At 45.2% G+C, this 26211-nt stretch carries 25 protein-coding genes and 3 tRNA genes; 14 read left to right on the top strand and 14 right to left on the bottom strand.

Translation table 11 applies throughout. The annotated features are described in order from the left end of the window. Positions 1 to 8: 8 nt before the first annotated feature. The 4 genes from porK to MVI27_RS02260 form a co-directional block, all read right to left on the bottom strand. Complete coding sequence (gene porK / locus MVI27_RS02245) at positions 9 to 1415, bottom strand: T9SS ring complex lipoprotein PorK/GldK (RefSeq protein WP_246959059.1); 1407 nt, start codon at positions 1413 to 1415, stop codon at positions 9 to 11. 98 nt (positions 1416 to 1513) lie between these two features. After that, positions 1514 to 3367 (bottom strand): glutamine--fructose-6-phosphate transaminase (isomerizing), encoded by a 1854-nt coding sequence (glmS, locus tag MVI27_RS02250; protein WP_246959060.1) that lies wholly within the window; start codon positions 3365 to 3367, stop codon positions 1514 to 1516. A gap of 25 nt (positions 3368 to 3392) precedes the next feature. Next, positions 3393 to 4943: a DUF4270 family protein gene (locus MVI27_RS02255; RefSeq protein WP_246959061.1), complete on the bottom strand. Its 1551-nt coding sequence runs from the start codon at positions 4941 to 4943 to the stop codon at positions 3393 to 3395. Between the two features lie 16 nt (positions 4944 to 4959). Then, positions 4960 to 5730: a glycogen/starch synthase gene (locus MVI27_RS02260; RefSeq protein ID WP_246959062.1), complete on the bottom strand. Its 771-nt coding sequence runs from the start codon at positions 5728 to 5730 to the stop codon at positions 4960 to 4962. Positions 5731 to 5928: 198 nt separating this feature from the next. Here MVI27_RS02260 and panC point away from each other — a divergent pair, with 198 nt between their 5' ends. After that, the gene (gene panC, locus MVI27_RS02265; protein WP_246959063.1) at positions 5929 to 6777 is read left to right on the top strand and encodes a pantoate--beta-alanine ligase; all 849 of its coding nucleotides are present in this window, start codon (positions 5929 to 5931) and stop codon (positions 6775 to 6777) included. A 101-nt stretch (positions 6778 to 6878) separates the two neighbouring features. Here panC and MVI27_RS02270 read toward each other — a convergent pair. From MVI27_RS02270 to MVI27_RS02280, 3 genes are all read right to left on the bottom strand, one after another. Then, positions 6879 to 6951, bottom strand: a tRNA-Lys gene (locus MVI27_RS02270). Positions 6952 to 7003: 52 nt separating this feature from the next. Continuing rightward, positions 7004 to 7086 (bottom strand) — tRNA-Leu (locus tag MVI27_RS02275). Between the two features lie 41 nt (positions 7087 to 7127). Then, positions 7128 to 7200, bottom strand: a tRNA-Lys gene (locus MVI27_RS02280). Positions 7201 to 7305: 105 nt separating this feature from the next. Here MVI27_RS02280 and MVI27_RS02285 point away from each other — a divergent pair. Then, on the top strand, positions 7306 to 7815 hold the full coding sequence (locus tag MVI27_RS02285; RefSeq protein ID WP_246959064.1) for a shikimate kinase: 510 nt from the start codon (positions 7306 to 7308) through the stop codon (positions 7813 to 7815). On the opposite strand, the gene MVI27_RS02290 is transcribed toward MVI27_RS02285, so the two are convergent. Further along, entirely contained in the window at positions 7812 to 8228 is a 417-nt protein-coding gene (locus MVI27_RS02290) for an RNA-binding S4 domain-containing protein (RefSeq protein WP_246959065.1), read from the bottom strand. The genes MVI27_RS02285 and MVI27_RS02290 overlap by 4 nt on opposite strands. Positions 8229 to 8285: 57 nt before the next feature. Here MVI27_RS02290 and MVI27_RS02295 point away from each other — a divergent pair, with 57 nt between their 5' ends. After that, positions 8286 to 8996 (top strand): hypothetical protein, encoded by a 711-nt coding sequence (locus MVI27_RS02295; RefSeq protein WP_246959066.1) that lies wholly within the window; start codon positions 8286 to 8288, stop codon positions 8994 to 8996. 51 nt (positions 8997 to 9047) lie between these two features. Here the strand turns inward: MVI27_RS02295 and recO are convergent, their stop codons facing one another. The 4 genes from recO to MVI27_RS02315 are packed head-to-tail and all read right to left on the bottom strand — an operon-like array spanning position 9048 to position 13710. Then, complete coding sequence (gene recO, locus MVI27_RS02300) at positions 9048 to 9737, bottom strand: DNA repair protein RecO (protein ID WP_246959067.1); 690 nt, start codon at positions 9735 to 9737, stop codon at positions 9048 to 9050. Continuing rightward, positions 9737 to 11989 (bottom strand): type IX secretion system anionic LPS delivery protein PorZ, encoded by a 2253-nt coding sequence (gene porZ, locus MVI27_RS02305; protein WP_246959068.1) that lies wholly within the window; start codon positions 11987 to 11989, stop codon positions 9737 to 9739. The genes recO and porZ overlap by 1 nt, the downstream gene beginning before the upstream one ends. A gap of 3 nt (positions 11990 to 11992) precedes the next feature. Next, complete coding sequence (locus tag MVI27_RS02310; protein ID WP_246959069.1) at positions 11993 to 12943, bottom strand: bifunctional metallophosphatase/5'-nucleotidase; 951 nt, start codon at positions 12941 to 12943, stop codon at positions 11993 to 11995. Then, complete coding sequence (locus MVI27_RS02315; protein WP_246959070.1) at positions 12940 to 13710, bottom strand: 5'-nucleotidase C-terminal domain-containing protein; 771 nt, start codon at positions 13708 to 13710, stop codon at positions 12940 to 12942. Before MVI27_RS02315 ends, MVI27_RS02310 begins: the two co-directional genes overlap by 4 nt. Before the next feature lie 94 nt (positions 13711 to 13804). On the opposite strand from MVI27_RS02315, the gene dapA reads away from it, so the two are divergent. Next, positions 13805 to 14686, top strand: coding sequence for a 4-hydroxy-tetrahydrodipicolinate synthase (dapA, locus tag MVI27_RS02320; RefSeq protein ID WP_246959071.1), 882 nt, complete (start codon positions 13805 to 13807; stop codon positions 14684 to 14686). Between the two features lie 44 nt (positions 14687 to 14730). Here the strand turns inward: dapA and MVI27_RS02325 are convergent, their stop codons facing one another. Beyond that, positions 14731 to 15456: a helical backbone metal receptor gene (locus MVI27_RS02325; RefSeq protein WP_246959072.1), complete on the bottom strand. Its 726-nt coding sequence runs from the start codon at positions 15454 to 15456 to the stop codon at positions 14731 to 14733. 12 nt (positions 15457 to 15468) lie between these two features. Continuing rightward, a complete protein-coding gene (gene mgtE, locus MVI27_RS02330) occupies positions 15469 to 16773 on the bottom strand; it encodes a magnesium transporter (RefSeq protein ID WP_246959073.1) in 1305 nt (434 codons plus the stop codon). A 217-nt stretch (positions 16774 to 16990) separates the two neighbouring features. On the opposite strand from mgtE, the gene MVI27_RS02335 reads away from it, so the two are divergent. From MVI27_RS02335 to MVI27_RS02380, 10 genes are all read left to right on the top strand, one after another. Next, a complete protein-coding gene (locus MVI27_RS02335; protein WP_246959074.1) occupies positions 16991 to 17620 on the top strand; it encodes an NUDIX hydrolase in 630 nt (209 codons plus the stop codon). A 28-nt stretch (positions 17621 to 17648) separates the two neighbouring features. Then, positions 17649 to 18452, top strand: coding sequence for a lysophospholipid acyltransferase family protein (locus MVI27_RS02340; RefSeq protein ID WP_246959075.1), 804 nt, complete (start codon positions 17649 to 17651; stop codon positions 18450 to 18452). A gap of 4 nt (positions 18453 to 18456) precedes the next feature. Continuing rightward, positions 18457 to 18900, top strand: coding sequence for a hypothetical protein (locus MVI27_RS02345; protein WP_246959076.1), 444 nt, complete (start codon positions 18457 to 18459; stop codon positions 18898 to 18900). Positions 18901 to 18905: 5 nt separating this feature from the next. Further along, the gene (locus MVI27_RS02350) at positions 18906 to 19400 is read left to right on the top strand and encodes a hypothetical protein (protein ID WP_246959077.1); all 495 of its coding nucleotides are present in this window, start codon (positions 18906 to 18908) and stop codon (positions 19398 to 19400) included. Positions 19401 to 19489: 89 nt separating this feature from the next. Beyond that, positions 19490 to 20677 carry a homogentisate 1,2-dioxygenase gene (locus MVI27_RS02355; RefSeq protein WP_246959078.1) on the top strand — a complete coding sequence of 396 codons (1188 nt, stop codon included), beginning with the start codon at positions 19490 to 19492 and terminating at the stop codon, positions 20675 to 20677. Between the two features lie 106 nt (positions 20678 to 20783). Then, positions 20784 to 22067, top strand: a complete 1284-nt coding sequence (locus MVI27_RS02360; protein ID WP_246959079.1) for an acetyl-CoA hydrolase/transferase family protein — start codon at positions 20784 to 20786, stop codon at positions 22065 to 22067. A 117-nt stretch (positions 22068 to 22184) separates the two neighbouring features. After that, the gene (gene hppD / locus MVI27_RS02365; RefSeq protein WP_246959080.1) at positions 22185 to 23315 is read left to right on the top strand and encodes a 4-hydroxyphenylpyruvate dioxygenase; all 1131 of its coding nucleotides are present in this window, start codon (positions 22185 to 22187) and stop codon (positions 23313 to 23315) included. Between the two features lie 3 nt (positions 23316 to 23318). After that, a complete protein-coding gene (locus tag MVI27_RS02370) occupies positions 23319 to 23783 on the top strand; it encodes a hypothetical protein (protein ID WP_246959081.1) in 465 nt (154 codons plus the stop codon). A 63-nt stretch (positions 23784 to 23846) separates the two neighbouring features. Continuing rightward, positions 23847 to 25097 carry a fumarylacetoacetase gene (fahA, locus tag MVI27_RS02375; protein ID WP_246959082.1) on the top strand — a complete coding sequence of 417 codons (1251 nt, stop codon included), beginning with the start codon at positions 23847 to 23849 and terminating at the stop codon, positions 25095 to 25097. Positions 25098 to 25100: 3 nt separating this feature from the next. Continuing rightward, a complete protein-coding gene (locus MVI27_RS02380) occupies positions 25101 to 25925 on the top strand; it encodes a flavin reductase family protein (protein ID WP_246959083.1) in 825 nt (274 codons plus the stop codon). The last annotated feature ends 286 nt before the right edge of the window (positions 25926 to 26211 follow it).

Consider the following 26211-nt stretch of genomic DNA (forward strand, 5'->3'; position numbering starts at 1 on the left):
GTTATAGTTTATTTTGTGCGTTTTTTGAATTTAGCAGTTCCTTCCGGTATGTCCTGTATGGTTCGGAAACCGATGTAACTGCGCGCTGAATCTTTTCTTTCGTAGTCGCGATAACCCGTCATCAGCAGATAACCGATATCTTTCCATGAACCACCACGAACTGATTTGCGAGGTTCCCGGTACGCCTGATTAGATAAGTGTGGATTTAGTGTTGATGCAAATTGATAGGTTGCATTGTTGTAAGGCGACTCCGTCCATTCAGCTACGTTTCCAGCCATATCATAAAGACCGAATCCATTTTTTTGATAGGTTTTCACCGGCGCCGTATATGTATAACCTACCTTTTCATCCTCGATGTAATTTCCGCGTTTCGGTTTAAAGTTCGCAAGATAGCATCCTCTGTCATCTTGCAGATATGGGCCACCCCAAGGATAGGTTGCATTTTCCTTTCCTCCGCGTGCTGCATATTCCCACTCAGCTTCGGTCGGAAGCCTAAAAGCCATCGGTTTTTGCTTTTTCTTTTTTAAAGATTCATTATAATCTGACTTTAATTTCGATTTGAAATTACAGAACGCGCGGGCCTGATCCCAGGTTACGCCCACAACAGGATAATTCTTGTAAGCACTGTGCCAAAAATAACCGTCATACAATGGTTCGTTGTACGCATAGTTAAAGTCTCTTAGCCATACGGTGGTATCCGGATAAACTGCGATACTTTCTCTCTTGAGGTATTTATCACCGCGAGCTTTGTCTCTTACAGCAGATTCAATATCTTCCCAAGCGTACGAGTACATTAACTTTCGCGTGTCAATTATACGTTCGTTATTTATACGTTCCGCGGGTGGCAAATAAATAGATTCCAGAATTTCAGCATATTCTGCATCAGGATAATCGCTTGTTCTCCAATGCAGTGGTACTGACCAGTCTAACTTTTTTGATTCGTCGTACCCATCACGACCGCCCTTGGACTCCAAGTATTCTTGGTAAGCAGTAGCATTACCATTTTTTCTCGAAGCATAAGCATAATCATTAATTGAAGTTCCGTTGCCGGAAGATCCGCCGTCTCCAGCTGCTTCCGCTAAAAGAGTACGAACAATCGAATCTCTCACATAATTAATAAAGACGCGGTACTCTGCGTTGGTGACTTCCGTTTCATCCATGAAAAACGAAGAAACAGTAACAGTTTTTAACGGGGCTTTTTCGGGCATGTTTGTAAAATCCTGATCAGCCAATCCCATTACAAATGAGCCTGCCGGAATAGCTACCATCCCGTATGGTCTTTCTGAAACAAAAGATTTGGTTTTTGTGCGCGCGATTAATTCACCTTTAACACCAGGCTTACCGGCTGAGGTGCTGCCACGTTTTCCGCAGGACATAAAAATCACAGATAAAGCGAGTAGAAAAATTTTTCTCATTAGAATTCCAATTGAAGATTCAATTTAAATATTTTATTTAATATACAATCTTTCTACGAAACGCAATATCTGTAATATTATTTTACATGAAGAATATTTTATTCTACCGTTACAGATTTTGCCAGGTTACGCGGCTGGTCCACATTTGCGCCGCGGTACACTGCTACATAATACGACAGTAACTGCAACGGAACGGATGCTATAATCGGAGAGAAACATTCAGATGTTTCCGGGAATTCAATCACATAATCCGCGACAGACGCTACCTGCGTATCTCCTTTGTTTACCACTGCGATCACCTGTCCTTTTCTGGCTTTGATTTCCTGAACATTGCTCACGATTTTGTCGTAATGCCCTTGCTTTGGTGCAATAATCACGATCGGCATATTTTCATCGATCAGGGCGATCGGTCCGTGCTTCATTTCGGCAGCCGGATATCCTTCCGCGTGGATATAGGAAATTTCTTTCAGTTTTAAGGCTCCTTCCAGCGCAGCCGGGAAGTTATAGCCACGGCCTAAGTATAAGAAGTTTTGTGCATCCACGAAATTGCGGGAAATTTCTTTCACCGTTTCTTGCGTGGATTCCAGCACTTCCTGCACGCGTTGTGGAATAGCATCTAGCTCGGCAATGAGTTCCATAAATTCCTGATGACCCAGGTTACCGTTGTGTTTACCTAATTTAAGTGCAATCAGGGACAAAATAGTCAGCTGCGCAGTAAAGGCCTTAGTAGAAGCTACGCCAATTTCAGGACCGGCGTGCGTGTAAGAACCGGCATCGGTAACACGCGCAATGGAGGAATCTACTACGTTGCAAATACCATAAATAAAAGCACCTTTTTCTTTCGCCAGTTTGATAGCTGCCATGGTGTCAGCAGTTTCCCCGGATTGGGAAATGGCGATCACTACGTCTTTCTCGCTGATGATTGGATTTCGGTAGCGGAATTCGGAAGCATATTCTACTTCCACCGGGATACGGGCAAACTCTTCAATCAGATATTCCCCAATCAAACCGGCATGCCAAGAAGTTCCGCAGGCAATAATGATGATCCTTTCCGCACGGTTAATTCTCTCCAGGTGATCCCAGATCCCGGCCATTTTGATAATTCCCTCTTCTACCAACAGTCGTCCGCGAAGGGTATCCTGAATTGATTTAGGCTGCTCGAAAATTTCCTTCAACATGAAATGTTCGTAACCTCCCTTTTCTATTTGCTCCAGACTCATTTTTAACTCCTGAACCTGTGGCGTAATCTTTACGTTGTCTTTAATATTGCGGATATCCACGCCACCTTCCAGAGAGATGGTCGCCATGTGTCCTTCTTCCAGATAAACAGCCTGTTTGGTAAATTCTACAAATGGAGACGCATCAGAAGCGATGAAATATTCATTTTCACCCAGACCAATAGCAAGCGGCGAACCGAGTCTCGCAACGACCAGCAAGCCCGGATAATCATCGTGCATTACGGTGATGGCGTAGGCACCGAAGACTTCGTTCAAGGCATAGCGAACGGCAGTTGGGAAATCGAGTTCCGGATTGGAAACCATAATATACTCGATCAGGTTCACCAGCACTTCTGTATCCGTTTCTGAATGGAAAACATATCCTTTCTCGGTCAGCATGGTTTTAATGGTATCGTAGTTTTCGATAATACCATTATGCACCAGCGCTATCTTCCCATTATTGGATAGGTGCGGATGCGAATTCTGATCGCTCGGTACGCCGTGGGTAGCCCATCGGGTGTGGCCCATCCCTACTCTACTGGTCCCGGCCAGGTTTTCAGAAATCGCTACCAGGTCATCCACTTTTCCTTTGGTTTTTGCTACCTGAAAAGTTTCTCCTTTGTCATCCAGCACAATTCCTGCACTGTCATATCCTCTGTATTCCAATCTGCGCAATCCATTGATCACCACTTCATAAGCATCCTGAAAGCCGGTGTACCCTACAATTCCACACATAATTATTGTCTCTGTTTAAGTTTTTTTATTTTTTGCCGTAAGTTAAAATCAGGCTTGCGCTTTTGGCATTGCCCGGGTCTGTACCAACAAGTACCACGCGGTTCGGCGTAAAACTTCTGGTATTGTATTGCTGTGCTTTTGTGGGATACTGCATACCCAGCAGCGAACCATTGCCGTCCTGCAGATAGGCGCCTACATTCACAATGAAAGGTGCAGCCGTAGCTTCTTTTTCAATAATATTTTTAAAGGTTTGCGTAATGCTGATGTCATAATACGCATTGCTTTTCTCCAGATCAACGCCACGAATCAATTGATAAAGTCCGGTGCCGTAGAGGGTTTTCAGATCTTCGAGGAACGTATCAAGTCCGTCGCCTTCCTGCTGGACCGTGAATTCCTGCGGCTTTCTGTATGTATTGTTCCACACATCTTCAGCAACATACAGGCGCATCTTCGCGGAAATGATGCCGATCTGCTGATTTTTATACATTTCTTTAATATCAGCTATCGTTTGTGCCGGGATCTTCAAAGCAAAACCGGGTCCTCCCATTCCCTGCGCATATAATCTGGCATCACCTGTCTCTGAATTTGCAGAGGCGGCAGCAGTTTGTGCATTGGAACCTGCACTAAATTCGATTTGGCTGAAGTGCGTGTTGGCCGCACCGGCATTCAAATCAAAAACTTTGTTTATGCGTGTGGTCGTAGTGCCTTCTGTTTTATCGTTTTTATAATATAATTTAAGCTCAACAGAATTTGGATCGAAACTGAAAATATAACCGTCATTTTCCTGAACGGAAACTCTGATTCCTTTGAAGTAACGGATAAAAGAAGCAGCATCGGTCAGCTGTGGCGCGTTTCCTTTGGTAATGATTTTATTCTGGAAGAAGGCACTGTCTAGCGGAATACGGATTCCTGCGGCGCGCTCAAACAGCAGATTGGTGTCATCTGTCTTTTTGGTAATTTTAATGGAAGAAACGTTGCCATCAAAAACCTTCGTGCCAAGTTCTGCTCCTGTATTAACCGTTTTATCAGAATTAAATTCTTCATCAGGCGAATACAGGAAATCAGTTACTTCCTGTACTTTTATGTTAAAAATCGTTTTGCCGTTCAGTTTCGCTTTACCGTATTTCGCAATCGGATAGGTATTTACCACTTTTTTGGCAGCAACAGAATCCTGTGGCCAGATGTAATCCTCATTGGTCGTTGTAGTTACAGAATCTGCGGCATAATACGGCTTAATCACCAGCACCGCCGAATCCAAAACCGGATTGGTTCCGAAATCAGGACTGTAGGAAGACAAACGCAATTGGGTTACGTACGAAGACTTCTGCATCCCGAACTGCGGCTCATTAAAGGCGCCCAGTGTGGCACTTTGCAGCCGGTCATCATCCGAGCGGATCTTTTGACCGTTGCTTACATTATATGCAGTTAATCCAAAAGTTTTAATAATCCCCTCGGCGCCGTCACCAAAAAACTGGGATCCCAGCCCGTCGGTTTCAGGTTCACAGGCAAGCAGCACAAAGCTCCCGATTGCCAGCGCTGCTGCAGTCCGGAAGCTGTTCTTAATAAATCTTATCATCAAAGTAAGTCTTGTATTAGTAGATGTTCATGATGGACTCCGGGTCCAGGTATTCAGACTTGGGTGTAGTGGTTTTCTCGAAAGCTTCTTTCAGGTCATCCTGCAGAAACTCATCGCCTTTAACTACTTTATCGACCAGCCCCATACTTTCGACCACAAAGTTGTGAAAGTTCGGTTGCTTAAACGCGGAAAGATCCGAAATATTATCAAAATTCATTTTTTCTTCCACGGAAGCATCCAGCGGCAGGTTCTCTTCGTTGTACACAGAAAGCACCAGTTTGGAATCATTAAAGTATGAATCGTTTTTATAGAAAGTTTTCAGATACACCGGAATAAAGGACGCCATCCAGCCATTCAGGTGAATCACATCCGGCACCCAGTTGAGCTTTTTAATGGTTTCGATAACACCGCGCGCAAAGAAAATGGCACGCTCATCATTGTCATCAAAAGCTTTTCCGTCGGCATCAGTATAAAAATGCTTGCGCTTGAAATACTCCTCATTATCAATAAAATAAACCTGCAAACGCTCACCGGGCAAAGAGGCCACTTTGATAATCAGCGGCTGGTCCAGATCATTAATAATAATATTCATCCCCGAAAGGCGGATTACTTCATGCAACTGGAATTTGCGCTCACTAATCTGGCCAAAACGCGGCATAAATACTCGGACATCATTTCCCTCCTGGTGCATCTTCAGGGCCATCTTACTTACCATCGTCGCCATATTACTGTCTTCCTGATACGGAAACATCTCGGTGGTAACGTACAAAATCTTTTGGTTTTGCATAAATTCTCTCTTTCTTCTTAGTGTTAAGGCAGAATATTCTACGGCGCAAAAATACGAAATTTTAAACTAATAAATTTTACGATAGATATTATTAATCAATATTATAATTAATGGAAATCAGGTACCTAAAATATCAGCATTGGCAGTAGGAAACGATGTGGATTTTATCTTACATTTACGCCGGAAAAGAATTTTTATATGGAAGTTTTCAGGGATCGAAATACGTTCAGAGCGTACATTGAAAGACACAAAGAAATGGGATTGCGCATTGGTTTTGCACCAACTATGGGCGCACTGCATGAAGGCCATTTATCATTATATGACAAAGCAGCCCGTGAAAATGATCTGGTTATTTCTTCCATATTTGTGAATCCGACACAGTTTAACAACGCGGCCGACCTGGAAAAATATCCGCGCGATGTGGAACGAGACCTTAAACTCCTTCGGGAAACCGGTCAGGTGGATGCTGTGTATGTACCTTCTGAAACCGATCTGTATCCGGACGGACTCAAAAGCAAGAACTATAACTTCGGTGGTATGGAAAACGAAATGGAAGGAAAATTCCGGCCGGGACATTTTGATGGTGTAGGTACCGTGGTGGAAGAATTGCTGCGACAAGTGCAGCCGGATCATGCTTATTTCGGTGAGAAAGACTTTCAGCAACTGGCCATCATCCGGGAGCTAGTGAAACAACTGGAACTTCCTGTGAAAATTCATGGTGTGGCTACCTTTCGCGAAAAGTCGGGCCTGGCGATGAGCTCACGCAATATGCGCCTCTCCGAAACCCAGCGCGCGGCTGCGGCGGTTATTTATGAAACACTGCAAAAAGTAAACGATTGGTTCCGTGTGATCAGCGTTGAAGAAATCAACAAAAGAGTGAAAGACATCTTTGATGATCAGCGCGGCATGCAACTGGAATATTTTGAAATTGCCGACGAAAACACTTTAAAGCAGACGGATTTTTTCTATAAAGACCACTCCTATCGTGCTTTCATTGTAGTTTTTGTGAATGATGTGCGCCTGATTGACAATATGCACCTGGATTAGGAACGGACCGAAAAATCAAAAGTCTTCCGGAAGGAAGACTTTTGAACACCAAATCACAAAATATTAATATGAAAAAAATTCACTTTGATAAAGTAAACTTGTGACCTGGCTGGGATTCGAACCCAGGACCCATACATTAAAAGTGTATTGCTCTACCAGCTGAGCTACCAGGTCTTTCTGCCTCGGAACTGATTTGAAATTCCTTAACAAAAAATATTTTTAGTTGTGCCTGCGACTGGACTCGAACCAGCACATCCGTAGGAAACCACCCCCTCAAGATGGCGTGTCTACCAATTTCACCACGCAGGCAAAAAAGTCCGCTGCCAATAATAAGGAAGCTTTCCTTTGAGTGACCTGGCTGGGATTCGAACCCAGGACCCATACATTAAAAGTGTATTGCTCTACCAGCTGAGCTACCAGGTCGGCCACCTCATAAACCGGAATTTCTTCCCTGTTTTAAAGTGGTGCAAAGATACTTCTTTTTTTAAACTCTCAAAATTTTTTTGGTAATTTGTACAAAATAAAAATATGATCATTTCCCTGCTGGGATATATGGGGAGCGGCAAGTCCCACATTTCCAAAATATTGAGTCAAAAAACCAATTATTCCTGCATTGATCTGGATAAAGAAATTTCTCAGCGTCACAAACTTTCGATAGCCGAAATTTTTGCCCAGCGCGGTGAATTGTTCTTCCGGCGACAGGAAAGACTGATGCTGGAAGAGATTCTTGAGACGCGTGAAAACTGTATCATGAGCCTGGGTGGCGGTACACCGGCCTATTATGACAATATGGCTTTATTAAAGGACAAGACAACGACGGTGTACCTGCGGGCATCCATTGCTACCTTAGTGAGCAGATTATCGAAACATAAAGAACGACGCCCCATGATCGCGCGCCTGTCGGATGAGGAACTGCCCGAGTATATTGCCAAGCACCTTTTCGAGCGGCAGACATTCTATACCCAGGCGGAATACACCGTTATTACGGACAATAAAACGCCTGAAGAAATCGCAGCGGAGATTGCAGCACTGGTTTAGTCCTCATCGTCGCGAAAGAAGGCATCCCAGTCTTCCACTTCACCGGGACTGGTTTCCACAAAATCATCAATGTCACGACGGTCCTTTTTGGTAGGCCGGCCCTCGCCCTTATTGCGGTAGTGCTCCTGGCTGAGGCGGCGCATCTGCAGCAGTTCGTACTGATCCGGTGCGGTGCGGTCGGCAATATAATCTGCGACCAGTTTCGCGCCTACGCGGCTTTTCGGGAACTGCAGGACTTTCAGCTGGTAATCGATCTGGTTCTTTCGGATGGTGATCAGGTCGCCCTCTTTCACCTCCCGGGATGATTTTACGGTTTGCCCGCCGATCGACACACGGTTTTTCTTGATTTCATCAGCAGCCAGGCTTCTTGTTTTATAAAAACGCACACACCATAAAAACTTATCGATTCTCATATTTTATTTATACTTTTGCTGGACTTTTAATTGCAGCAATTTACTGATAATATACTTATGAAAAAAGCAATCCTCTGCCTCGTGATGTTTGCCCTGGCTACGGTTTCCTGCCGTAAAGATGAAGATACCATTGTTCCTGAGGTGGAAATGACAACACAGAATTCCTATGATGACCAGGCGGTCCAGAAATACCTGCAGACGCATTATCTGGACAGCAAAGGCAATGTGAAAGATTTTGCGGAAGGAGACACGGTAAATGTGAAGCTGATCGATATGGAACCGGTAACTTTGCCTTCAGGTGTGGTATATATCGTGCGTCCTGGCGCACAGCCTGAGCCGGGAACTCCAATTGGCAGCACGGATATCATTCATTTAATGGGTAGCATCATGACCTATGTCGCTACCGAAACGGAAGGTAAAGTAGGATTTAATTCCCCCTACCCTTTTATTAATACCTTGACGCAAACGGGCGTTCCACAGGAAGACCCTGCTTATTATTACGTAAAACAAAGTGTGCTGGACGCCGCCTCTGCCGGTGTTGCCAAGGAGCGCAGCTATTACGAAATCGAGGGGTTCCGCGAAGCTTTACAGAAGTTTAAAGCGTTCGATCTGCCGGAAGATGCTGATTATAATTTGCAGGGCGTGATCATAGTGCCTTCCCGGGCTGCTTTTGCGCGCGATGCTCATTTTAATTACAATAATATTTCCCTGCGCAACCGAAGTTTTGTTTTTAATTTCCAGGTATATAAATCAATGACAAGACCGTAAGGAATCTTTTATAAAAATCTAGACGCTTCTGCTGACCGCAGGAGCGTTTTTTTAATCAAAGATTTCACGAACCACAGCCAGCGACTGCGGGATATGAAAACCGGTAATGTGGTATTGACAGTACAACATCAGCGAATCCAGGAAAGCGCTGCGTTGCCGGCGTTTTAATGTGACATTATAAATAGGGTCGGCTTTTAAAAACTGCTGCCAGATGGCTGAGATCTGTTCATCAAAAAAAGTGTGGGAAATTTCATCTTCAAAAACGCCACTTTCCGGATTAAGAAAAGGTTTGGAACCAGAAAGCGGCGCAACACCTGAGATTTGCAAATACCGGATAATAAAGGCCAGATAAGCATCAGACTTCTTGGAAGAAATAGCTTCACGTACGGCTTCTATTTCAAGAAATAAACGGCCATTGGCACCTTCATCGCGCAGCACCTGATTGAGAAAGTCTGCAACGAAGAAGAGCACCGTGCTTACCGCAATATTTTGGTCACCGTAAAAACTGCCGGTACTTTCTATTTTGCTCATCCGCAACATGGTATCTTGGGAACCACGGCGCGACACGGTAATGAATAGCTGATTTAAGGGAAAGAGATAAGGTTTCTTTTTATTCTTCGCCGCGTAGATTCCTCTGGCAAAAAAACTCAGGTAACCGTGATCTTCTGTGAAACAATGCAGGATGGCATCGTGATCGCCGTATTTTAAATAAGAAAGTAAATAAGAGTTGTAGGTTTCCATCAGTTCACGACGGCAATTTTGGCTGTAGCTGTATCGGTTCCGTCTTCGTTGGTCATCAGAACAAAATACACGCCGCTGGCAACGCGAGTCCCGCGACCATTCAGTAAGTTCCATTCATAAGAGCCGCCGCGGGCTATCGCCTGATGGACCAGATTTCCGGCGGCGTCTGTAATCCGGATATTGGTTTTGGCGGCCAGCCCCCGGATTTTCACATTGCCTTTAAACTGAGCATGCACCACAGGATTTGGATATACCAGGACATCACCAAAATTTTCGGTTACTTCCAGCACATCACCCTGGTAAACGACAATGCCGTCGAGGGTAGCGAAATATACTTTGCCGGTTTTTGGATCTATTTTAATATCAGTTGCACTGTTGGTCGGCAGCGGTGAGTTTTCTTTGGTGAAATGCAGTTTGGTTTGAGTTCCGTCCGCGCTCAGATAGAAGACACCACCGCCTTCGGTAGATACCCACTTTTGATTTCCGTTATCCACGGCGATTTGCAAAATTTCGGTATCGCGAAAAAGTTCTTCCCCGACGCCGTTTTCTTCGATGATGATGGGTTCTGCCTGCGGATTGTTCTTTACAGCAGAAGGCGCTGATCGCAAAATGCGCAATCCACGATCTGTTCCTATCCAGGCGTCGTCCGTTTTATCCAGCACCACGGAAATAACTCCTTCTGCATTGGAGGGCAAGCCATTATTTTTTACCACTGCAAAAAACTGATCATCGGAAAAAGTCGCTGTTTTTTTATAATCAATAACGGATAAGTGTGTAGAGCGCGGCACCGGGTACCAGATATATCCCTCAGCGATTAAAGGTTTTTGCGCACCTTCGCTTACATTGATGCTTTTAAATTTAAAAGTATCGGCAGCACGGTCATAGGTAAAATAAGCGGATTCAGTAGTTCCATTATAAAAAGCCAGGGTTCCTAAAAGCAAACTGTTTTCATCAAACACCAGCCCGGCCGGTCGGTTATAACTTGCTCCTACGGTCTGATTGAAGTTATAGTATTTCTGAGGTTCGAAATCTTCAATCGTCTCATTAAATCTAAATTTATAAATCCCCTGCCCGGTGGTCTGACTATAGTTTGCAAAAAAAACTTCTGCGGGATCAGATGGATTGGCTGCTACATCGAGTACATTTAAACGAGGCGGATTGTTCAGAAAGAATGAAGAATAATACCATTTTGTGCCATTAAAATAATAAAATCCCAGATTGTTCGGATCCGCATTCGCATTATTCAGACGGTCTTTCCGTTTACCGGTAGAAACAAAAAATTTGTCTCCCAACATCGTAATTTTATACGAAACATTGCTATACGGCCCATCCGGTTTAATCATCTCATTAGCCTGATCGGTAATCCCGGAAGTTTTAGTACCGCCGTACAGTTGATTGTTAAAATAAAATCCGGTGGTAAAACTTTGACCTGATAAAGATTCTAATTGCTGCCCGCTTTCATTGAAAACAGATATTTGATTTGCATCTGCGACAATAACATTCGCACCCGAAACCGACAGATCTTGTATCTCACCAAATCCGGCGCCTACTGTAGTTCCGGCTTCCGTATATACGGCATTCCCGGTAGTATAGTATAAACTTACGTTCGTTGCCGTTATATTTGTATAAACACCACTTTTAAAAGGATTCCAGGTGCTGTAGACAGGGAAATCATTTGCAGCCAGACTTTTCGATTTGATACCACCGGTAGTGATGACGTATATATTTTCATTAAAAATCACTGCTTTCTTAGCCTCATCAAAGCCGGCTCCATTAGTGAAAAAAGTGGACTCACCAAATTCCTTATTTTCAAGATTAAATAAAGAAACGCCATATCCTGAGGAGATTACCGCAGTTTTGCCGCTGATGAATATATGATTGATCTTTTTATCGCCCATATAACCGGTGGCCAGCGGAATATCAACCACATACGTAATTCCTTCCGGCGTAATGACATCCAAGGCCCCGGACTTATAGCCAATCAATCCATACCCGATTTCGCCGTTGAAATCAAAAGCAGAGATTTTAACCTCATGTAAACCATTGGTTTTAGAAAGCTTAGAGATCTCCCCTGTTTGCGGCGTATAAAAAAACAATCCGTTTTCTGTTGCAGCTACCAGCCTGTTACCGTCATCGCGGATCGCGAGCACGTTATTGTACGAAAACAAATCTGTCCAGCGCTTGGAAGATATTTGCTGCGCTGCGGAATGCAGGCAAAATAACAGAAACAGAACCGGGAAGAGTTTTTTCATAATTTAAGCAAGGATGCGATCATCTATAACCTGATTGTGCCAGGAAATATTGTGAACCTGGCGGTGCTTATCAAAATAAAAATCAATTTTACCCAGCAGCAGCCCGGCCCAGCCCACCTGATTCACCAGCATATTTTTCCCAGCTTTGTTTTGAAATACTTGCGGTTCGGGCAGGAACGTGTGGGTGTGACCGCCTAAGATGACATCAATTCCCTCGGTTTGCGCGGCCAGATGTTTATCCGAAATTTTATTCGGTTCCTTATCATAATCGTAGCCAAGGTGCGACAGGCAGATCACCAGATCACACTTCTTTTCTTTACGAAGCAAATCTGCATAATGCTGGGAAATTTCCACCGGATCGAGATATTCAGTTTCGCCGTATTGCTTTTTGCCTACCAGGCCCGCCAGTTGAATCCCGACACCAAAAATGCCGACGCGGATCCCGTTTTTATCGAACACTTTATACGGTTGCGTGAGTCCTTCCAGCATGGTGTTTTTAAAATCGTAATTGGCGCACAGGAAGGGAAACTTTGCATTAGGCAATACTTTTTTGAATCCTTCCAGGCCATTATCAAAATCGTGATTCCCCATGGTGGAAGCGTCATATCCCATCATGGACATCAGTTTGAATTCCAGTTCACCACCAAAGAAATTAAAATAAGGCGTTCCCTGAAAGGTATCTCCTGAATCCAGCAACAGTACATTCTTTTCTTCTTTGCGAATCTTTTGCACCAGTGCAGCCCGCCGGGCAAATCCGCCCTGATTTGGATTTTTGGTATAACTGGCATCAAAGGGTTCAATGCGGCTGTGCTGATCATTTGTATGAAGTACGGTGAGCTTGCGCGAGGATGGAGCCTCCAGCAAAGAACTGGTTTCGCCAAACATCAGATTGGGTGCAAGCGTGGCAGCCAATGTTCCGCCGCCTATGGTTTTCAGAAATTGTTTTCTGTTCATTTTTTAATTTTATTTTTAAAGAGCAGGCGCACATCATCCGGCACTGTTACTTTTGGATTTGCCTGAAATTTTTCCAGAAAGAGGTCACGGAGTTTCAGGCCGGTACCGATCATTTCTCCTTTTTTAAAAAAGTCCATGTAGTCGCCGCCGTATGCCAGATAATCTGAAGTCGCGATGTAATAAGTCTTCTGCGGGTCCAGCGGTTTGCCGTCGATCAGTTGCTTTGTTATCTGGTCTCCGTCTGTTTCGATCTGCAGGCGGGCGACCGGATTATTTACTTGTGTTTTAAGATAATAATCAAAAAGTCCCTGCAGATCGGAACCTTTCATCTTCATAATCATCACCTCGTTTTCAAAAGGCATTACTTCATAAATCTGACGGGTGTGAATATCGCCGGCCGCAATTGTGGTCCGGATTCCGCCGATGTTAATCACCGCCGCATCAATATGCGCAATACCGTTGGCTTTTGCCCAGGTTTCTGCACCTTCCAAAGTGTAATCTGCCAGCAGATTCCCGAGATTGCTGTTATCTCCTGCTTTGGTAAGGTCTACCGGTGTATAGGAAATCACCGTATTCATAATGCCTTCCAGCTCGGCTTTGTATGGCGCAATGGTTTTATTGAATTCCGGGTCTTCCGGCAAGCCATCCGCAATGGATATATTTTGTTCCGGCTGCACCCCCGATACCGCCAGCGGTGCCTTGCAGGAAGTTGCAAGCATCAGCGCTGCTGCCGCATAAAGTGAGTGTTTTAAATATATTTTCCTCATCCTGCAAATATAAAGATATGAATATAAACTAAAATAAAGCAACGGAAAATCGCCGCTTAAATTTTGTACATTTACGACTTTAAAAACCTTTGGAATGAATCAACTCAAAGGCCTCGGCGTGGCATTGGTAACGCCCTTTCAGCAGGATTGGTCCATCGATTTCGATGCGCTCACCCGGTTAATCGAGTACAACATCAGCAACGGCACGAACTATCTGGTGGTGCTGGGAACCACGGCAGAAGCTGCAACCCTCTCCGCAGAGGAGAAGCAACAGGTGATCGATCATATTATTAAAGTGAATAATAAACGGCTGCCGCTTGTCCTCGGCATCGGGGGAAATAATACGCTCGAAGTTAAAAAGCAGATTGAAGAAACGGACCTTTCAGATTTCACAGCAGTTCTGTCAGTTTCACCTTATTATAACAGGCCAAATCAGGAAGGTTTGTATCAGCACTATAAAATGCTGGCGCAAACAGGGAAAAACATTATCATCTATAATGTCCCTTCCCGCACCGGTCAAAACATCGAGGCTTCCACCACATTGCGGTTGGCTGAAGAGTTCCCGAATCTTGTGATGATCAAAGAAGCTGCCCCCAATATTCTTCAATATTTTGATATCCTGCGCCTGAAACCCTCATCTTTCAATTTGGTTTCTGGTGATGATGAGTTTACTTTGCCGGTAACGCTGGCAGGCGGAAACGGCGTCATCTCGGTGATTGGTCAGGCGTATCCGCGGGAATTTACAAACATGCTGAAACATGCATTTGAAGGAAATATTGCAGAAGCATACAAAATTCATAACCGTCTGGTTGAGATCACACGCCTGATTTTTGCCGAAGGAAACCCGGCCGGCATTAAAACTGTGCTCGCTGAAATGGGCATTATTCAAAATTATGTGCGCCTGCCGTTGGTTCAGGCCAGCGAATCATTGCAGAAAAGAATAAAACAGGAAATGCTGCACGTAAGGCCAGCATAAACTAAAAAAAAGAGATTCGTTGAGTCTCTTTTTTTGTTTTTAAACTATTTCAAAAGTCTGCTGCGCAATTCCTCAAAGTACTGACCGGCACTTGCCAAATGGCTCCCAAACCAGGAAAAAGCTTCGCCATCCACCAGCTCAATCTGTGCATGCGGAAATTTTTGTTTCATTTCCCCGATATGTTTTTCTTTGAAAGGATACGGTTCTGATGACAGCAAAATAAGTTCTGCTTCGGTCAGGTCTTCCTCTTCAATCTGCGGATAGCGCGTGCGGTTTCTGAAGATATTTTCGAAGCCGAGCGTGCGCAAAATATCGTGGATAAAAGTGTCATTCCCAACGGTCATCATTGGGTTTTGCCAGATCAGATAGGCGGTCTTCGGTTTTTTTAAGGCATAACCGCTCAGCGCTGTATTAATGCTGTTACTAAATTCTTTCGCTTTATCCGGCTGATTCAGCAGCGTTCCCAAGTCAGAAAGAAAGATTTTATTTTCTGCAATGGTCGAAACATCTGTTACCCACACGCGGTGTGTTTTCATAAGTTCCTCTATCTGGCTGCGTTCATTTTCCTCTTTATTGGCCATAATAAGGTCCGGTTGTAAGGCTGCAATTTTATCAATATGAATGTTTTTCGTACCACCAACTATGGCAACCTGCTGCACTTCCCCAGCCGGATGAATACAGAACTTAGTGCGTCCCACGACTTCAGCAGACGTCAGTCCAAAATCAAACAGGGTTTCCGTAATGCTGGGAACCAGGGAAACAATACGCATCAGATATTTCTTTTAAAGAAGTTTGCCTGCCAGGAACATTCCGGCAACACTGAAATAGATAATCAGTCCCGTTACGTCTACAAGGGTAGCTACGAACGGCGCAGAAGAAGTGGCAGGATCCAGCTTCAGTTTTTTGAGCACGAACGGAATCATCGAGCCGGAAAGCGTGCCCCAAAGAACAATCAAAACCAGCGAAACAGAGATACTCAAAGCAATAAAAACCCAATATTCACCGTAGTCAAACAGGCCGGCTTTCTGCCACATCATAATCCGGATGAAACCGATGAAGCCCAGAATTCCGCCTAAACATAAACCCGAGATAATTTCCTTGCGCATCACATACCACCAGTCCCGAAGCGTGATTTCCTGCAGTGCCATCGCCCGGATTATCAGCGTAGCCGCCTGCGAGCCGGAGTTTCCGCCACTGGAAATGATTAGCGGAACAAATAAAGCCAGCACCACGGCCTTTTCAATTTCATGCTCAAAATAACCCATCGCCGAGGCTGTCAGCATTTCTGAAAAGAAAAGAATTACGAGCCAGGTGGCGCGCTTCTTAATCATTTCTGTCCAGCTGGTTTGGGTATAGGGCAAATCCAGCGCTTCCAGACCCCCGAATTTCTGAATATCTTCGGTATTCTGCTGGGCAATCTGGTCCAGGATATCGTCGATGGTTACGATTCCCACCAACACACCATTCTCTGTTACAATAGGCAAAGCCGAACGGTCATATTTTTCAAAATAAGGAACCGCATCTTCTTTGGATGTGGTCGTGGTAATAGCCACGAAATGATTATCGGTAATATCCGAAATCAACGTATCTTCTTCTGCCAGCAGTAAAGACCCGATGGCAATATCATCAATCAGCCGGTTCGCTTCATCCACCACGTACAGGTGGTTCATGGTTTCCACCTTGCGGCCGACTTTTTTTATCTGTTCAAAACATCTTTTCACCGTCCATTCCTTGCGGATCTGGATGTAATACGGCGTCATCAGACGTGCAATAGAATCGGAATCATAACCGAGCAGTTTCAGCGCCACCCTTCTTTCCTGCGGATTCAGGTGATTAATGGAATACTTGATCAGCTCATCCGGAAAATCTTCGAAAAGCGCGGTACGGTCATCCGGCGACATGGCATTCAGAATCTCCGAAACCTGCTCACTGCCAATACCCCGAATGGTATCTTCCTGGAAATCAGGATCCAGGTGCGAAAACACATCAGCCTTGTACTGCTTGGGAACTTTCAGAAATGCAATCAGCCGCTCATCTGCCGGAAGCTCACTCAGTCTTTCAGCAATATCAGCGGGATTAAAAATCATTTCTTTCGTTGGCACCTTTTCTCTTTAAACACTGCAAAAGTAACTAAATTTAAAAGGAATTCGCAAGTAGCCGGACAATCACGCGCAGGTTCATTTTTGTTTTCTAAAGTTTATCAGTAACATAAACTTCTCATTCGCACGACGAAAAATTAAATGGTTGTTTTATTTTAACAATTGTTAACCTGCCCTGGCCTGCGCAATTATGTATATTTGAGAGATGAAAAATTTTGGCAGAAATTTGTTGGCGAAAATCCGGGAAGCGGACCTGCAGGGTGAAAATGCGCATAAAATATATTCACCGCCCTACCGCCCTTTGTTTACGTATGAGGAAATCCTGCAGCGCAATCCTAAATTTGCGGCAGTAAATATTTTACTGTATTGGAAAAATGATGAATGGTTCCTGCCACTGATTGTGCGCAGCAAAAATGAACGCGACCGGCACAGCGGGCAAATCTCCCTACCCGGCGGAAAAAAAGAAACCTACGATATCGACTTTGCTGCAACAGCGAAAAGAGAAACGTCCGAGGAAGTGGGAATTGATCCGTATTACATACGCATGATCCGCCAGTTGTCGCCGATTTACATTCCACCCAGTAACTTTTATGTAAATGCTTTTGTATCTTATACCGGTAAAAACCCGCTTTTTGCTTTGCAGGAAACCGAAGCCGCGGAACTGATTGAATTTCCTGTATCAGCCGTGCTGGATCTGCCGCAGGAACCGGAAATGCGCGTGCTGCCGTCCTCGCGCGGCGCTGCTGTTCCGGTTATAGATTTCAACGGGTACATCATCTGGGGTGCCACTTCCATGATCCTGAGCGAATTCAGCCACTTGCTTAAAAATTTGTAAATTTGCCACCTGTTATGCAGTTACCCTAATGGCGAAAAAAAACATATTTACCGATGCTTTCGGAAACCTTTATTTTCTGAAACGACTGATTATTTTCGTACTGGGAATCGTTTCCTACCGCCGCTTTAATGGCTTTAATAAACTGAAAATCAGCGGCACGGAACATCTGGTGGACCTGCCGGATTCCAATGTACTGTTCGTCTCCAATCACCAGACCTATTTCGCGGATGTGGCCGCCATGTATCACGCCTTTTGTGCGGTGAACAATGGGTACTTAAACTCCATTAAAAATCCGGTATACCTTCTTAATCCCAAAGTGGATTTCTATTATGTCGCGGCAGAAGAAACCATGAATAAGGGTTTAATGACTAAAATATTTAAGCTGGCCGGCGCTGTTACGGTGAAGCGAACCTGGCGTGCCGAAGGTCAGAATGTGAACCGAATGGTGGATTTAACCGAGGTTGAAAACATTATGAAAGCGCTGGATAACGGCTGGGTAATTACCTTTCCGCAAGGCACTACTTCCGCTTTTGCGCAGGGCCGAAAGGGAACCGCAAAACTGGTGAAGAACCAGAAACCGATTGTAGTTCCGATTAAAATTAACGGTTTCCGTCGCGCTTTCGATAAAAAAGGATTAAAAGTTAAGGTGACCGGTGTGAAACCGACGATGGAATTTAAACCACCCATCGACATTGATTATGATGAAGATAATGCACAAACAATTCTGAATAAAATTATGGTCGCTATCGAACAGACCGAGGATTTCAATGTGCTCCACGAATATGATGAAGAACTGAAAGCTCAGAAAGCTGCCAACCCAAAAAGCAACTGATCGCATGAAGAAACTTATTTTTTTATTTTCTGTTATACTGCTGGCCTCTTGTGCCACCAAGAAGCCCTATACCAATTTTGATTACAGCTATGCCCGCAGCGGCGGTTTTGATCCGATTTATGAAAACTTATGGATCAAAGGCCACCAGGCGCATTATTCCTTTGAGGGACGCATGCAGAAGATCAAAAAGAATTTCAGGCTAAGCACACACGATCTGAAGGTCATTGAAACCGTTTTAACTACCAATAATTTCCGAACTATTCAGGAGGATTACAAAAAGCAGTACGACAATATTGCCATAGCCATCAACGTGAAGAAAGGGCCGAACTCCGGTAGCAAAAGCAATGCGTCCGATATTATGGATCCGGACCGTGAACGCTGGAATAACGTAGCCGCTGTCTTTCAGAAAATAATCGAAGAAAAAGTGCAGCCCGCACCTGCCCGGTAATTCAGATGAAAAAAAAGAAAACCCGTGTTCTGCTGCTGGATACCAACAGTGAATCAGCAGACTTACTTTTGCGGATTTTGGATTTTCATGGCATCCAGACTGCAACTTCTGCGAAGGCGGCAGAAACTGGTGACTTTCTGGTTCAATATACCGCAAATGCTGAGGCAGTTTCAACTGCAAAACCTAATATCCTGTTTGCAGGCAGCAGCTGTACGGATGATATGCTTTCCGCGGCTGTACCTTTTATTTCGGATGGTGGCGTACTGATATTCCCGACGCCCTTCGCTGATTGCAACTGGGAAACCTCCACTTTTTTTCGCAAACTAACTTATGAGGCGCGCATTTTAATCTCATCAGATATGATGGAAAGCCCGATTGGTCCCGTGCCGGTCTCGTTTCCCACCGCCGCACTAGAAAATATAATAGGACTGCAATTGCTGGCGCAGCAGTTCGGCATTATGGAAGAACCGTTTTACGAATCACTGACAGAAATTCAGTAAGCATTCAGTCATCCTGTTCGTAAGATTCCGGCAGCCTTTCTTCTGTTATTTCTAAAATGGTTAAATTTACTACGCTTAAATTGTAACCCATGAGATATCAGCAGGTCGGCACTATTCCACCAAAAAGACACACCGTTTTTAAATCACCCGACGATCGCTTTTATTATGAACAGCTTTTCGGGACCGAAGGATTTCACGGTATTTCGTCCTTGTTATACCATATCCATCGTCCCACGCAGATTCGCAGCATTGGTGAACCAAAGGATGTGACGCCCCGGATCGCCGTCAGCCGCAATGTGACACCGCGCATGTTCAAGGGAATGAATGTTTCCGCGGAAGACGATTTCCTGGACAGCCGCAAGGTGTTGCTGATTAATAATGACCTGAAACTGGGCCTTGCCAAACCACGCCGCTCCACTGATTATTTCTATAAAAATGCGGAGTGTGATGAGCTTTTGTTCGTTCATCAGGGCAAAGGCATTCTGCACACCTTTCTGGGCGATTTACCGTTTGTGCCGGGTGATTATTTAATCATTCCGCGCGGCACCATATATACTATTGAGCTTAAAGGCGAAGAGAATGTGCTCATGTTTATTGAAAGTCATTCGCCTATTTACACACCGAAGCGCTACCGCAACGAATTCGGGCAACTTCTGGAACATTCGCCTTTCTGTGAACGCGACATGGTAGCACCTGTATTTCAGGAACCGGTTGATGAAAAAGGCGATTTCCTGATCCGGGTCAAAAAACAAAATCAAATCTGGGATTTTATTTATGCCACGCATCCGTTTGATGTTGTGGGCTGGGACGGTTATTTCTATCCATACAAATTCAGCATTAAAAATTTTGAGCCGATTACCGGCCGGATCCACCTGCCGCCACCGATTCACCAGAATTTCGAAGCGCACAATTTTGTAGTCTGCTCTTTTGTGGCGCGTATGTATGATTACCATCCGCAGGCGATTCCCGCGCCGTACAATCATTCCAATATCGATTCAGATGAAGTGCTTTTTTATACCGAAGGAGATTTCATGAGTCGCAATCATATTGACTTAATGGATTTTACGCTTCATCCCGGTGGTGTCGTGCATGGTCCACATCCCGGTGCCATGGAACGCAGTATTGGTAAAAAATTCACCGAGGAATACGCCGTCATGGTAGATCCCTTCCGTCCGTTTCAGATTACGGAGGAAGCCATGAAGATAGAAGATCCTTCTTATCTCACTTCGTGGCTGGAAGAAAATAATCATGGCCAAAAAGACCGGCTGCAGGAGTAATAAATATCATCTTTTTATTTGCCCGAAACCTGACTTTGCTCACCTGTACTGAGCAGCATTAACCTTATTTTTGATTAACAATAAAAACACGTAAATAACAACCGATATGATTTCATTTGTCAGTGCTGACGAAGCTGTAAGCGTAGTGAAAAGTGGCGACCGAATTTTTTCCCATGGCAGTGCCTGTACTCCCAATCTGCTGATCGATGCGCTGGCAAAGCAAGCCGACCGGCTGCGCGATGTGGAATTTGTTTCCATTACCCAGCAGGGGCGGGTGGAAATTGCAAAACCGGAATATCAGAACAGTTTTTATATCAACTCTCTTTTTGTCTCTACACCGGTGCGTGAAGCCGTGAACTCCGAGCGCGGTGATTTCGTGCCCGTATTTTTAAGTGAAATTCCAACGCTTTTTAAAAATAATGTAATGCCGATCGATGTGGCAATGGTCACAGTTTCTCCGCCGGATGCCCATGGATATTGTACCCTGGGAACTTCGGTTGATATCTCCCGAAGCGCAGTGGACAATGCAAAAATCATTATTGCACAGGTTAATCCGCGCATGCCCAGAACGCATGGCGACGGTATGATTCACTACAGCCGCATCAGTAAAATGGTCTGGCACGAAGAAGAATTGCTCACCATTGATTATGGCGCGAAAGTCGGTGAAGAAGAAATGCTTATCGGGAAGAATGTTGCCGAGCTGATTGACGACCGCTCAACGCTGCAAATGGGTATCGGGACCATTCCGGATGCTGTGCTGAAATGCCTTAACAACCACAAAGATCTCGGTATTCATACCGAAATGATCAGCGATGGCATTGTGGATCTGGTAGCCAATGATGTGATTACCAATAAATTCAAAGGCACCCACTCCAACCGCACCATTACCAGTTTTGCCTTTGGGACCCGCCGTTTGTATGATTACATTGATGACAATCCGTCTTTCGCATTTATGGATGTGGAGCATGTGAACTATCCGATTAATATTATGAAAAATAAGAAGATGGTCGCCATTAACTCCGCAATTGAAATCGACCTTACGGGACAGGTTTGCGCGGATTCTATCGGCACGTATCAGTTCAGCGGTATCGGAGGTCAGATGGACTTTATGCGTGGAGCTGCTTTATCCGAGGGCGGAAAACCCATTATTGCCATTTCCTCACGCACGAAGAAAGGAGTGCCGCGCATTACGCCTTTCCTGAAACAGGGCGCCGGCGTGGTGACCACACGCGGCCACATGCATTATGTTGTAACGGAATATGGTGTTGCCTATCTCTATGGCAAAAATCTTCGCCAGCGCGCGAAAGCATTGATTGAAATCTCGCACCCGGATGACCGTGAAATGCTGGAAGAAGCAGCGTTCAACCGATTCCAGACGGCCGTTCGGTAATGATGATGTTTCAAGTTGCTAAAGCCTGCCTCTTTTGTGCAGGCTTTTTTCGTTTTTAATGGTGACTTTTCACAAATTCAAATTTTTGTAATTTGCAGGATATAAAAAGAAAAACACATGTCAACACTCACATTTGCTGAAAAGATTGCGCAGGCCGAAAATTTTCTGCCAATCAACGGAACAGATTACATCGAGTTCTATGTGGGCAATGCCAAGCAGGCAGCACACTATTATAAAACAGCCTTCGGCTTCCAGTCCGTGGCGTATGCAGGACCGGAAACGGGCGTGCGCGATCGCGCTTCCTACGTTCTGCAACAGGGAAAAATCAGACTGGTTTTAACGTCTGGCTTGAAATCAGATTCACCGATTTGTGAACATCAAAGAACCCACGGCGATGGTGTGAAAGTTCTGGCATTATGGGTGGAAGATGCGTATGCTGCATTTGAGGAAACAACCAAAAGAGGCGGTAAACCGTATCTGGAACCGATGACTTTGACAGATGAGCACGGCGAAGTACGCATGTCGGGCATCTATACCTATGGTGAAACGGTTCATATGTTTATCGAAAGAAAAAACTACTCCGGCGCCTTTATGCCGGGCTATGAGAAATGGGAAAGTGATTACAATCCATCGGATGTAGGTTTGCTTTACGTGGATCACTGTGTGGGGAATGTAGGCTGGGACCGCATGATTCCGGTCGTGCGCTGGTACGAGGAAGTGATGGGCTTTGTGAATATTCTGAGCTTTGATGACAAACAGATTAACACCGAATATTCGGCCCTGATGTCGAAGGTAATGAGCAATGGAAACGGATACGCCAAATTTCCTATTAATGAACCCGCCGAAGGAAAGAAAAAATCTCAGGTGGAAGAATACCTGGACTTTTATGAAGGCGAAGGCGTACAGCACATCGCGGTGGCCACCAAAGATATCATCCGTACGGTGACTGAACTGAAAGCGCGCGGCGTGGAATTCCTGTCGCCACCACCCGAAGCGTATTATGAAATGGTTCCTGAGCGCGTTGGCAATATTGATGAAGACATTAAAAAACTGCAGGAACTTGGCATTTTGATTGACCATGATGAAGAAGGATACCTGCTGCAAATCTTTACCAAACCGGTGGAAGACCGCCCTACCCTGTTTTATGAAATCATTGAACGCCACGGAGCCCAGAGTTTTGGCGCCGGAAACTTTAAGGCACTTTTTGAAGCACTGGAAAGAGAACAGGCCCGCCGCGGAAATTTATAAACAATGATGAAAAAACAATTGCTGGCGACCCTGCTGCTTCTGGCAGGATTTATGGCGCAGGCGCAATACGGCGCGATCAATGATATCCTCACTAAACTGGAAGAAAGGCGCGGCTTTGCGAAGAATCTCGCCGGTGAGAATTTAGATGACCGCAGATTTGTCTTAATTAAAGAATTTGATGACCACACGGAACGGCACTTCATCGTATTAAAAGGAAATGCTGCTACCTACGTGGAAGTATTTGATGACAAGGCAACCGGACAAAGCACCTCCAATGTTTTCAGCGGCGATTATGTGCGCACACCGCAGCAGATAATTTCCCTGAGAGCGGACAAACTGGAAGGCCGGAAGATTGCCATGCCCATCACGCGTACACTGCTTCTAAACAAACAAAAGAAAATTTTATATCTCATCGATGTTAATACCCGCGAGCGCTGGATTGACGAGAAAGCGCTGAGCAAAAGCTAAATTAAATTAATGGCACTACAAAGTATCGCCCGGTGCGGGCGGTACTTTCTTTTAAATACTATTATGAAATCATTTATTGACTATTCTGAAAACTCTGATTTTTCCATCCACAATATCCCGTTTGGTGTGGGTGTTTTTAATAATGAATATATTGCCTGCTGCACGCGCATCGGTGACCAGGTTGCTGATTTGGCAGCGGTATATGAACTGGGATACCTCGACGGAATCACAGGTCTGGAGGAAAATATCTTTGAAGCCTATACGCTCAATGAATTTATCGGCTTAGGAAAAGGGGTAACCGTTCCTGTACGCGAACGTCTGCAGCAGCTCTTCGCCGCGGGATCCGACTTAGCGAAAAATGAAGAACATTTGCAGGAATGCCTGCATCCGGCCGACAGCGTTCAGATGATTATGCCGCTCCACGTGCCGAACTACACCGACTTTTACAGCAGCATCGAGCATGCCACGAACGTCGGCAAAATGTTTCGTGGCGAAGAAAACGCGCTCCTGCCAAATTGGAAACATTTACCGGTGGGCTATCACGGCCGTGCTTCCTCTATCGTGGTTTCCGGGATGGAATTCCACCGCCCGAAAGGACAGATGAAACCTGCCGACGCTGATAAACCGGTGTTCGGGCCGTGTAAACAATTGGATTTCGAACTGGAGATGGCATTTGTAGTAAACCAGAATACAGAAATGGGCGATTCCATCAGCGCGAAAGAGGCAGAGGGTGCGATCTTCGGTCTGGTTTTATTTAATGACTGGTCAGCGCGTGATATCCAGAGTTGGGAATATGTTCCGCTTGGACCCTTCTTAGGGAAAAACTTCTGTTCCTCCATTTCACCATGGATTGTCACGCTGGAAGCGCTGGCGCCTTTCCGCACAGAAACTCCAAGGCAGGAACCTGAGGTATTGGATTATTTAAAAACCGATGGCAAGCGCAACATCGATATTAATTTGCAGGTGCTCCTGCAGCCGGAAGGCGGCCGGGAAACCCTTATTTGCGAAAGCAATTATAAGTACATGTACTGGAACATGGCGCAGCAGCTGGCGCACCATACAGTGAACGGCTGCAATGTGGAAGTAGGCGATCTGTACGCCTCCGGAACTATTTCCGGTCCGGACAAAGAATCTTTTGGTTCCATGCTGGAGCTCACCTGGCGCGGCACCGACCCGCTGAAACTGGAAGATGGCAGCGAGCGAAAATTCATCCATGATATGGACACGGTGATTATGCGCGGCTATGCGGAGAAAGATGGCGTGCGCGTCGGCTTCGGGGAAGTAACCGGAAAAGTTTTACCGGCAAAAGCCTGAGCCATGACGAAGACTATCTACCCGGCTGAGGTGTCGGGGCAGGATTTGCAGTTTCTGTTGCAGACCGCCATTGCGCCGCGGCCGATTGCGCTGGCTTCCACTGTAGATGCCGCGGGACGCAGTAACCTGAGTCCGTTCAGTTTCTTTAATATGTTCAGTTCCAATCCGCCGGTGGTCATCTTCTCACCGGCACGCCGCGTGCGCGATAATACCACAAAACACACGCTGGAAAATGTGCGTGCAGTGCCGGAAGTAGTGATTGGCATTGTCAATTATCCGATTGTTCAGCAGATTTCTTTAGCTTCTACGGAATATGACGCCGACACCAATGAGTTTATTAAAGCCGGGCTCACGATGCAGGACGCGGAGAAAGTAAAGCCGAAGCTCATTGCTGAATGTCCTGTGAATCTGGAGTGCAAAGTGTTAGAGATAAAAGAACTGGGCACGGGTGGCGGTGCCGGAAATCTGGTCATTTGCGAAGTAATTGCCCTGCATGTTCGCACCGAATACCTGGACGAAAACGGCAAACTGGATGGCCTGAAACTCGATCTCGTAGCGAGACTGGGTGGCAACTGGTACTCCCGGAATAACACTGATAATATGTTTGAAGTCCCTAAACCTCTGGCAACAAAAGGAATCGGCTTTGACGGACTGCCGCCTGAAATTCTGAGCAGCACCGTTTTTACCGGGAATGATCTGGGCATGCTGGCAAACACAGAAGCACTCCCGCAAGGTAGTTTTTCAGCTAAAGCGGAAATCCATCAGCAGGCTAAGGAATTATTAAAAGAAAACAATATCCAGGGTGCGTGGGAACGCCTTCTCCTATAACTTCATACCTTATTTTACCAATGGGCAGCGTGACAGGTTCACGCTGCTTTTTTATGCGTTTACTTTCCCCACAGTCAGTTAGTTACCAGCCTTTTTTGTAGTTTACAAGCTTTATAAACTGCAGACATAATGGACTTTAAGAGACCGTCTTATTAGGAATTACGCAAAATTTTTCGTATATTGCAAACATAACTACTTTTCATTTCTTTTGAAAAGCCTTGCCTCGAACCGTACTGCTTTAGTGGCAGCACCTGTATTGATGGCACCATCAGCTGTTCGACACAGC

It is taken from the genome of Chryseobacterium salipaludis, from assembly GCF_022968825.1.
Classification (GTDB): Bacteria; Bacteroidota; Bacteroidia; order Flavobacteriales; family Weeksellaceae; genus Kaistella; species Kaistella salipaludis.

What these genes read in the sequence shown, in the direction of transcription:
- glmS (WP_246959060.1), bottom strand. Translation starts at nt 3,367, where the DNA reads ATGTGTGGAATTGTAGGGTACACCGGCTTTCAGGATGCTTATGAAGTG.
- MVI27_RS02310 (WP_246959069.1), bottom strand. Translation starts at nt 12,943, where the DNA reads ATGAACAGAAAACAATTTCTGAAAACCATAGGCGGCGGAACATTGGCT.
- recO (WP_246959067.1), bottom strand. Translation starts at nt 9,737, where the DNA reads ATGGAAACCTACAACTCTTATTTACTTTCTTATTTAAAATACGGCGAT.
- MVI27_RS02295 (WP_246959066.1), top strand. Translation starts at nt 8,286, where the DNA reads ATGAAAAAAGCAATCCTCTGCCTCGTGATGTTTGCCCTGGCTACGGTT.
- MVI27_RS02335 (WP_246959074.1), top strand. Translation starts at nt 16,991, where the DNA reads ATGAAAAATTTTGGCAGAAATTTGTTGGCGAAAATCCGGGAAGCGGAC.
- MVI27_RS02325 (WP_246959072.1), bottom strand. Translation starts at nt 15,456, where the DNA reads ATGCGTATTGTTTCCCTGGTTCCCAGCATTACGGAAACCCTGTTTGAT.
- MVI27_RS02350 (WP_246959077.1), top strand. Translation starts at nt 18,906, where the DNA reads ATGAAAAAAAAGAAAACCCGTGTTCTGCTGCTGGATACCAACAGTGAA.
- MVI27_RS02345 (WP_246959076.1), top strand. Translation starts at nt 18,457, where the DNA reads ATGAAGAAACTTATTTTTTTATTTTCTGTTATACTGCTGGCCTCTTGT.
- MVI27_RS02380 (WP_246959083.1), top strand. Translation starts at nt 25,101, where the DNA reads ATGACGAAGACTATCTACCCGGCTGAGGTGTCGGGGCAGGATTTGCAG.
- porK (WP_246959059.1), bottom strand. Translation starts at nt 1,415, where the DNA reads ATGAGAAAAATTTTTCTACTCGCTTTATCTGTGATTTTTATGTCCTGC.
- MVI27_RS02360 (WP_246959079.1), top strand. Translation starts at nt 20,784, where the DNA reads ATGATTTCATTTGTCAGTGCTGACGAAGCTGTAAGCGTAGTGAAAAGT.
- fahA (WP_246959082.1), top strand. Translation starts at nt 23,847, where the DNA reads ATGAAATCATTTATTGACTATTCTGAAAACTCTGATTTTTCCATCCAC.
- porZ (WP_246959068.1), bottom strand. Translation starts at nt 11,989, where the DNA reads ATGAAAAAACTCTTCCCGGTTCTGTTTCTGTTATTTTGCCTGCATTCC.
- MVI27_RS02355 (WP_246959078.1), top strand. Translation starts at nt 19,490, where the DNA reads ATGAGATATCAGCAGGTCGGCACTATTCCACCAAAAAGACACACCGTT.
- MVI27_RS02340 (WP_246959075.1), top strand. Translation starts at nt 17,649, where the DNA reads ATGGCGAAAAAAAACATATTTACCGATGCTTTCGGAAACCTTTATTTT.
- MVI27_RS02290 (WP_246959065.1), bottom strand. Translation starts at nt 8,228, where the DNA reads ATGAGAATCGATAAGTTTTTATGGTGTGTGCGTTTTTATAAAACAAGA.
- mgtE (WP_246959073.1), bottom strand. Translation starts at nt 16,773, where the DNA reads ATGATTTTTAATCCCGCTGATATTGCTGAAAGACTGAGTGAGCTTCCG.
- dapA (WP_246959071.1), top strand. Translation starts at nt 13,805, where the DNA reads ATGAATCAACTCAAAGGCCTCGGCGTGGCATTGGTAACGCCCTTTCAG.
- MVI27_RS02370 (WP_246959081.1), top strand. Translation starts at nt 23,319, where the DNA reads ATGATGAAAAAACAATTGCTGGCGACCCTGCTGCTTCTGGCAGGATTT.
- MVI27_RS02260 (WP_246959062.1), bottom strand. Translation starts at nt 5,730, where the DNA reads ATGCAAAACCAAAAGATTTTGTACGTTACCACCGAGATGTTTCCGTAT.
- MVI27_RS02285 (WP_246959064.1), top strand. Translation starts at nt 7,306, where the DNA reads ATGATCATTTCCCTGCTGGGATATATGGGGAGCGGCAAGTCCCACATT.
- MVI27_RS02315 (WP_246959070.1), bottom strand. Translation starts at nt 13,710, where the DNA reads ATGAGGAAAATATATTTAAAACACTCACTTTATGCGGCAGCAGCGCTG.
- MVI27_RS02255 (WP_246959061.1), bottom strand. Translation starts at nt 4,943, where the DNA reads ATGATAAGATTTATTAAGAACAGCTTCCGGACTGCAGCAGCGCTGGCA.
- hppD (WP_246959080.1), top strand. Translation starts at nt 22,185, where the DNA reads ATGTCAACACTCACATTTGCTGAAAAGATTGCGCAGGCCGAAAATTTT.
- panC (WP_246959063.1), top strand. Translation starts at nt 5,929, where the DNA reads ATGGAAGTTTTCAGGGATCGAAATACGTTCAGAGCGTACATTGAAAGA.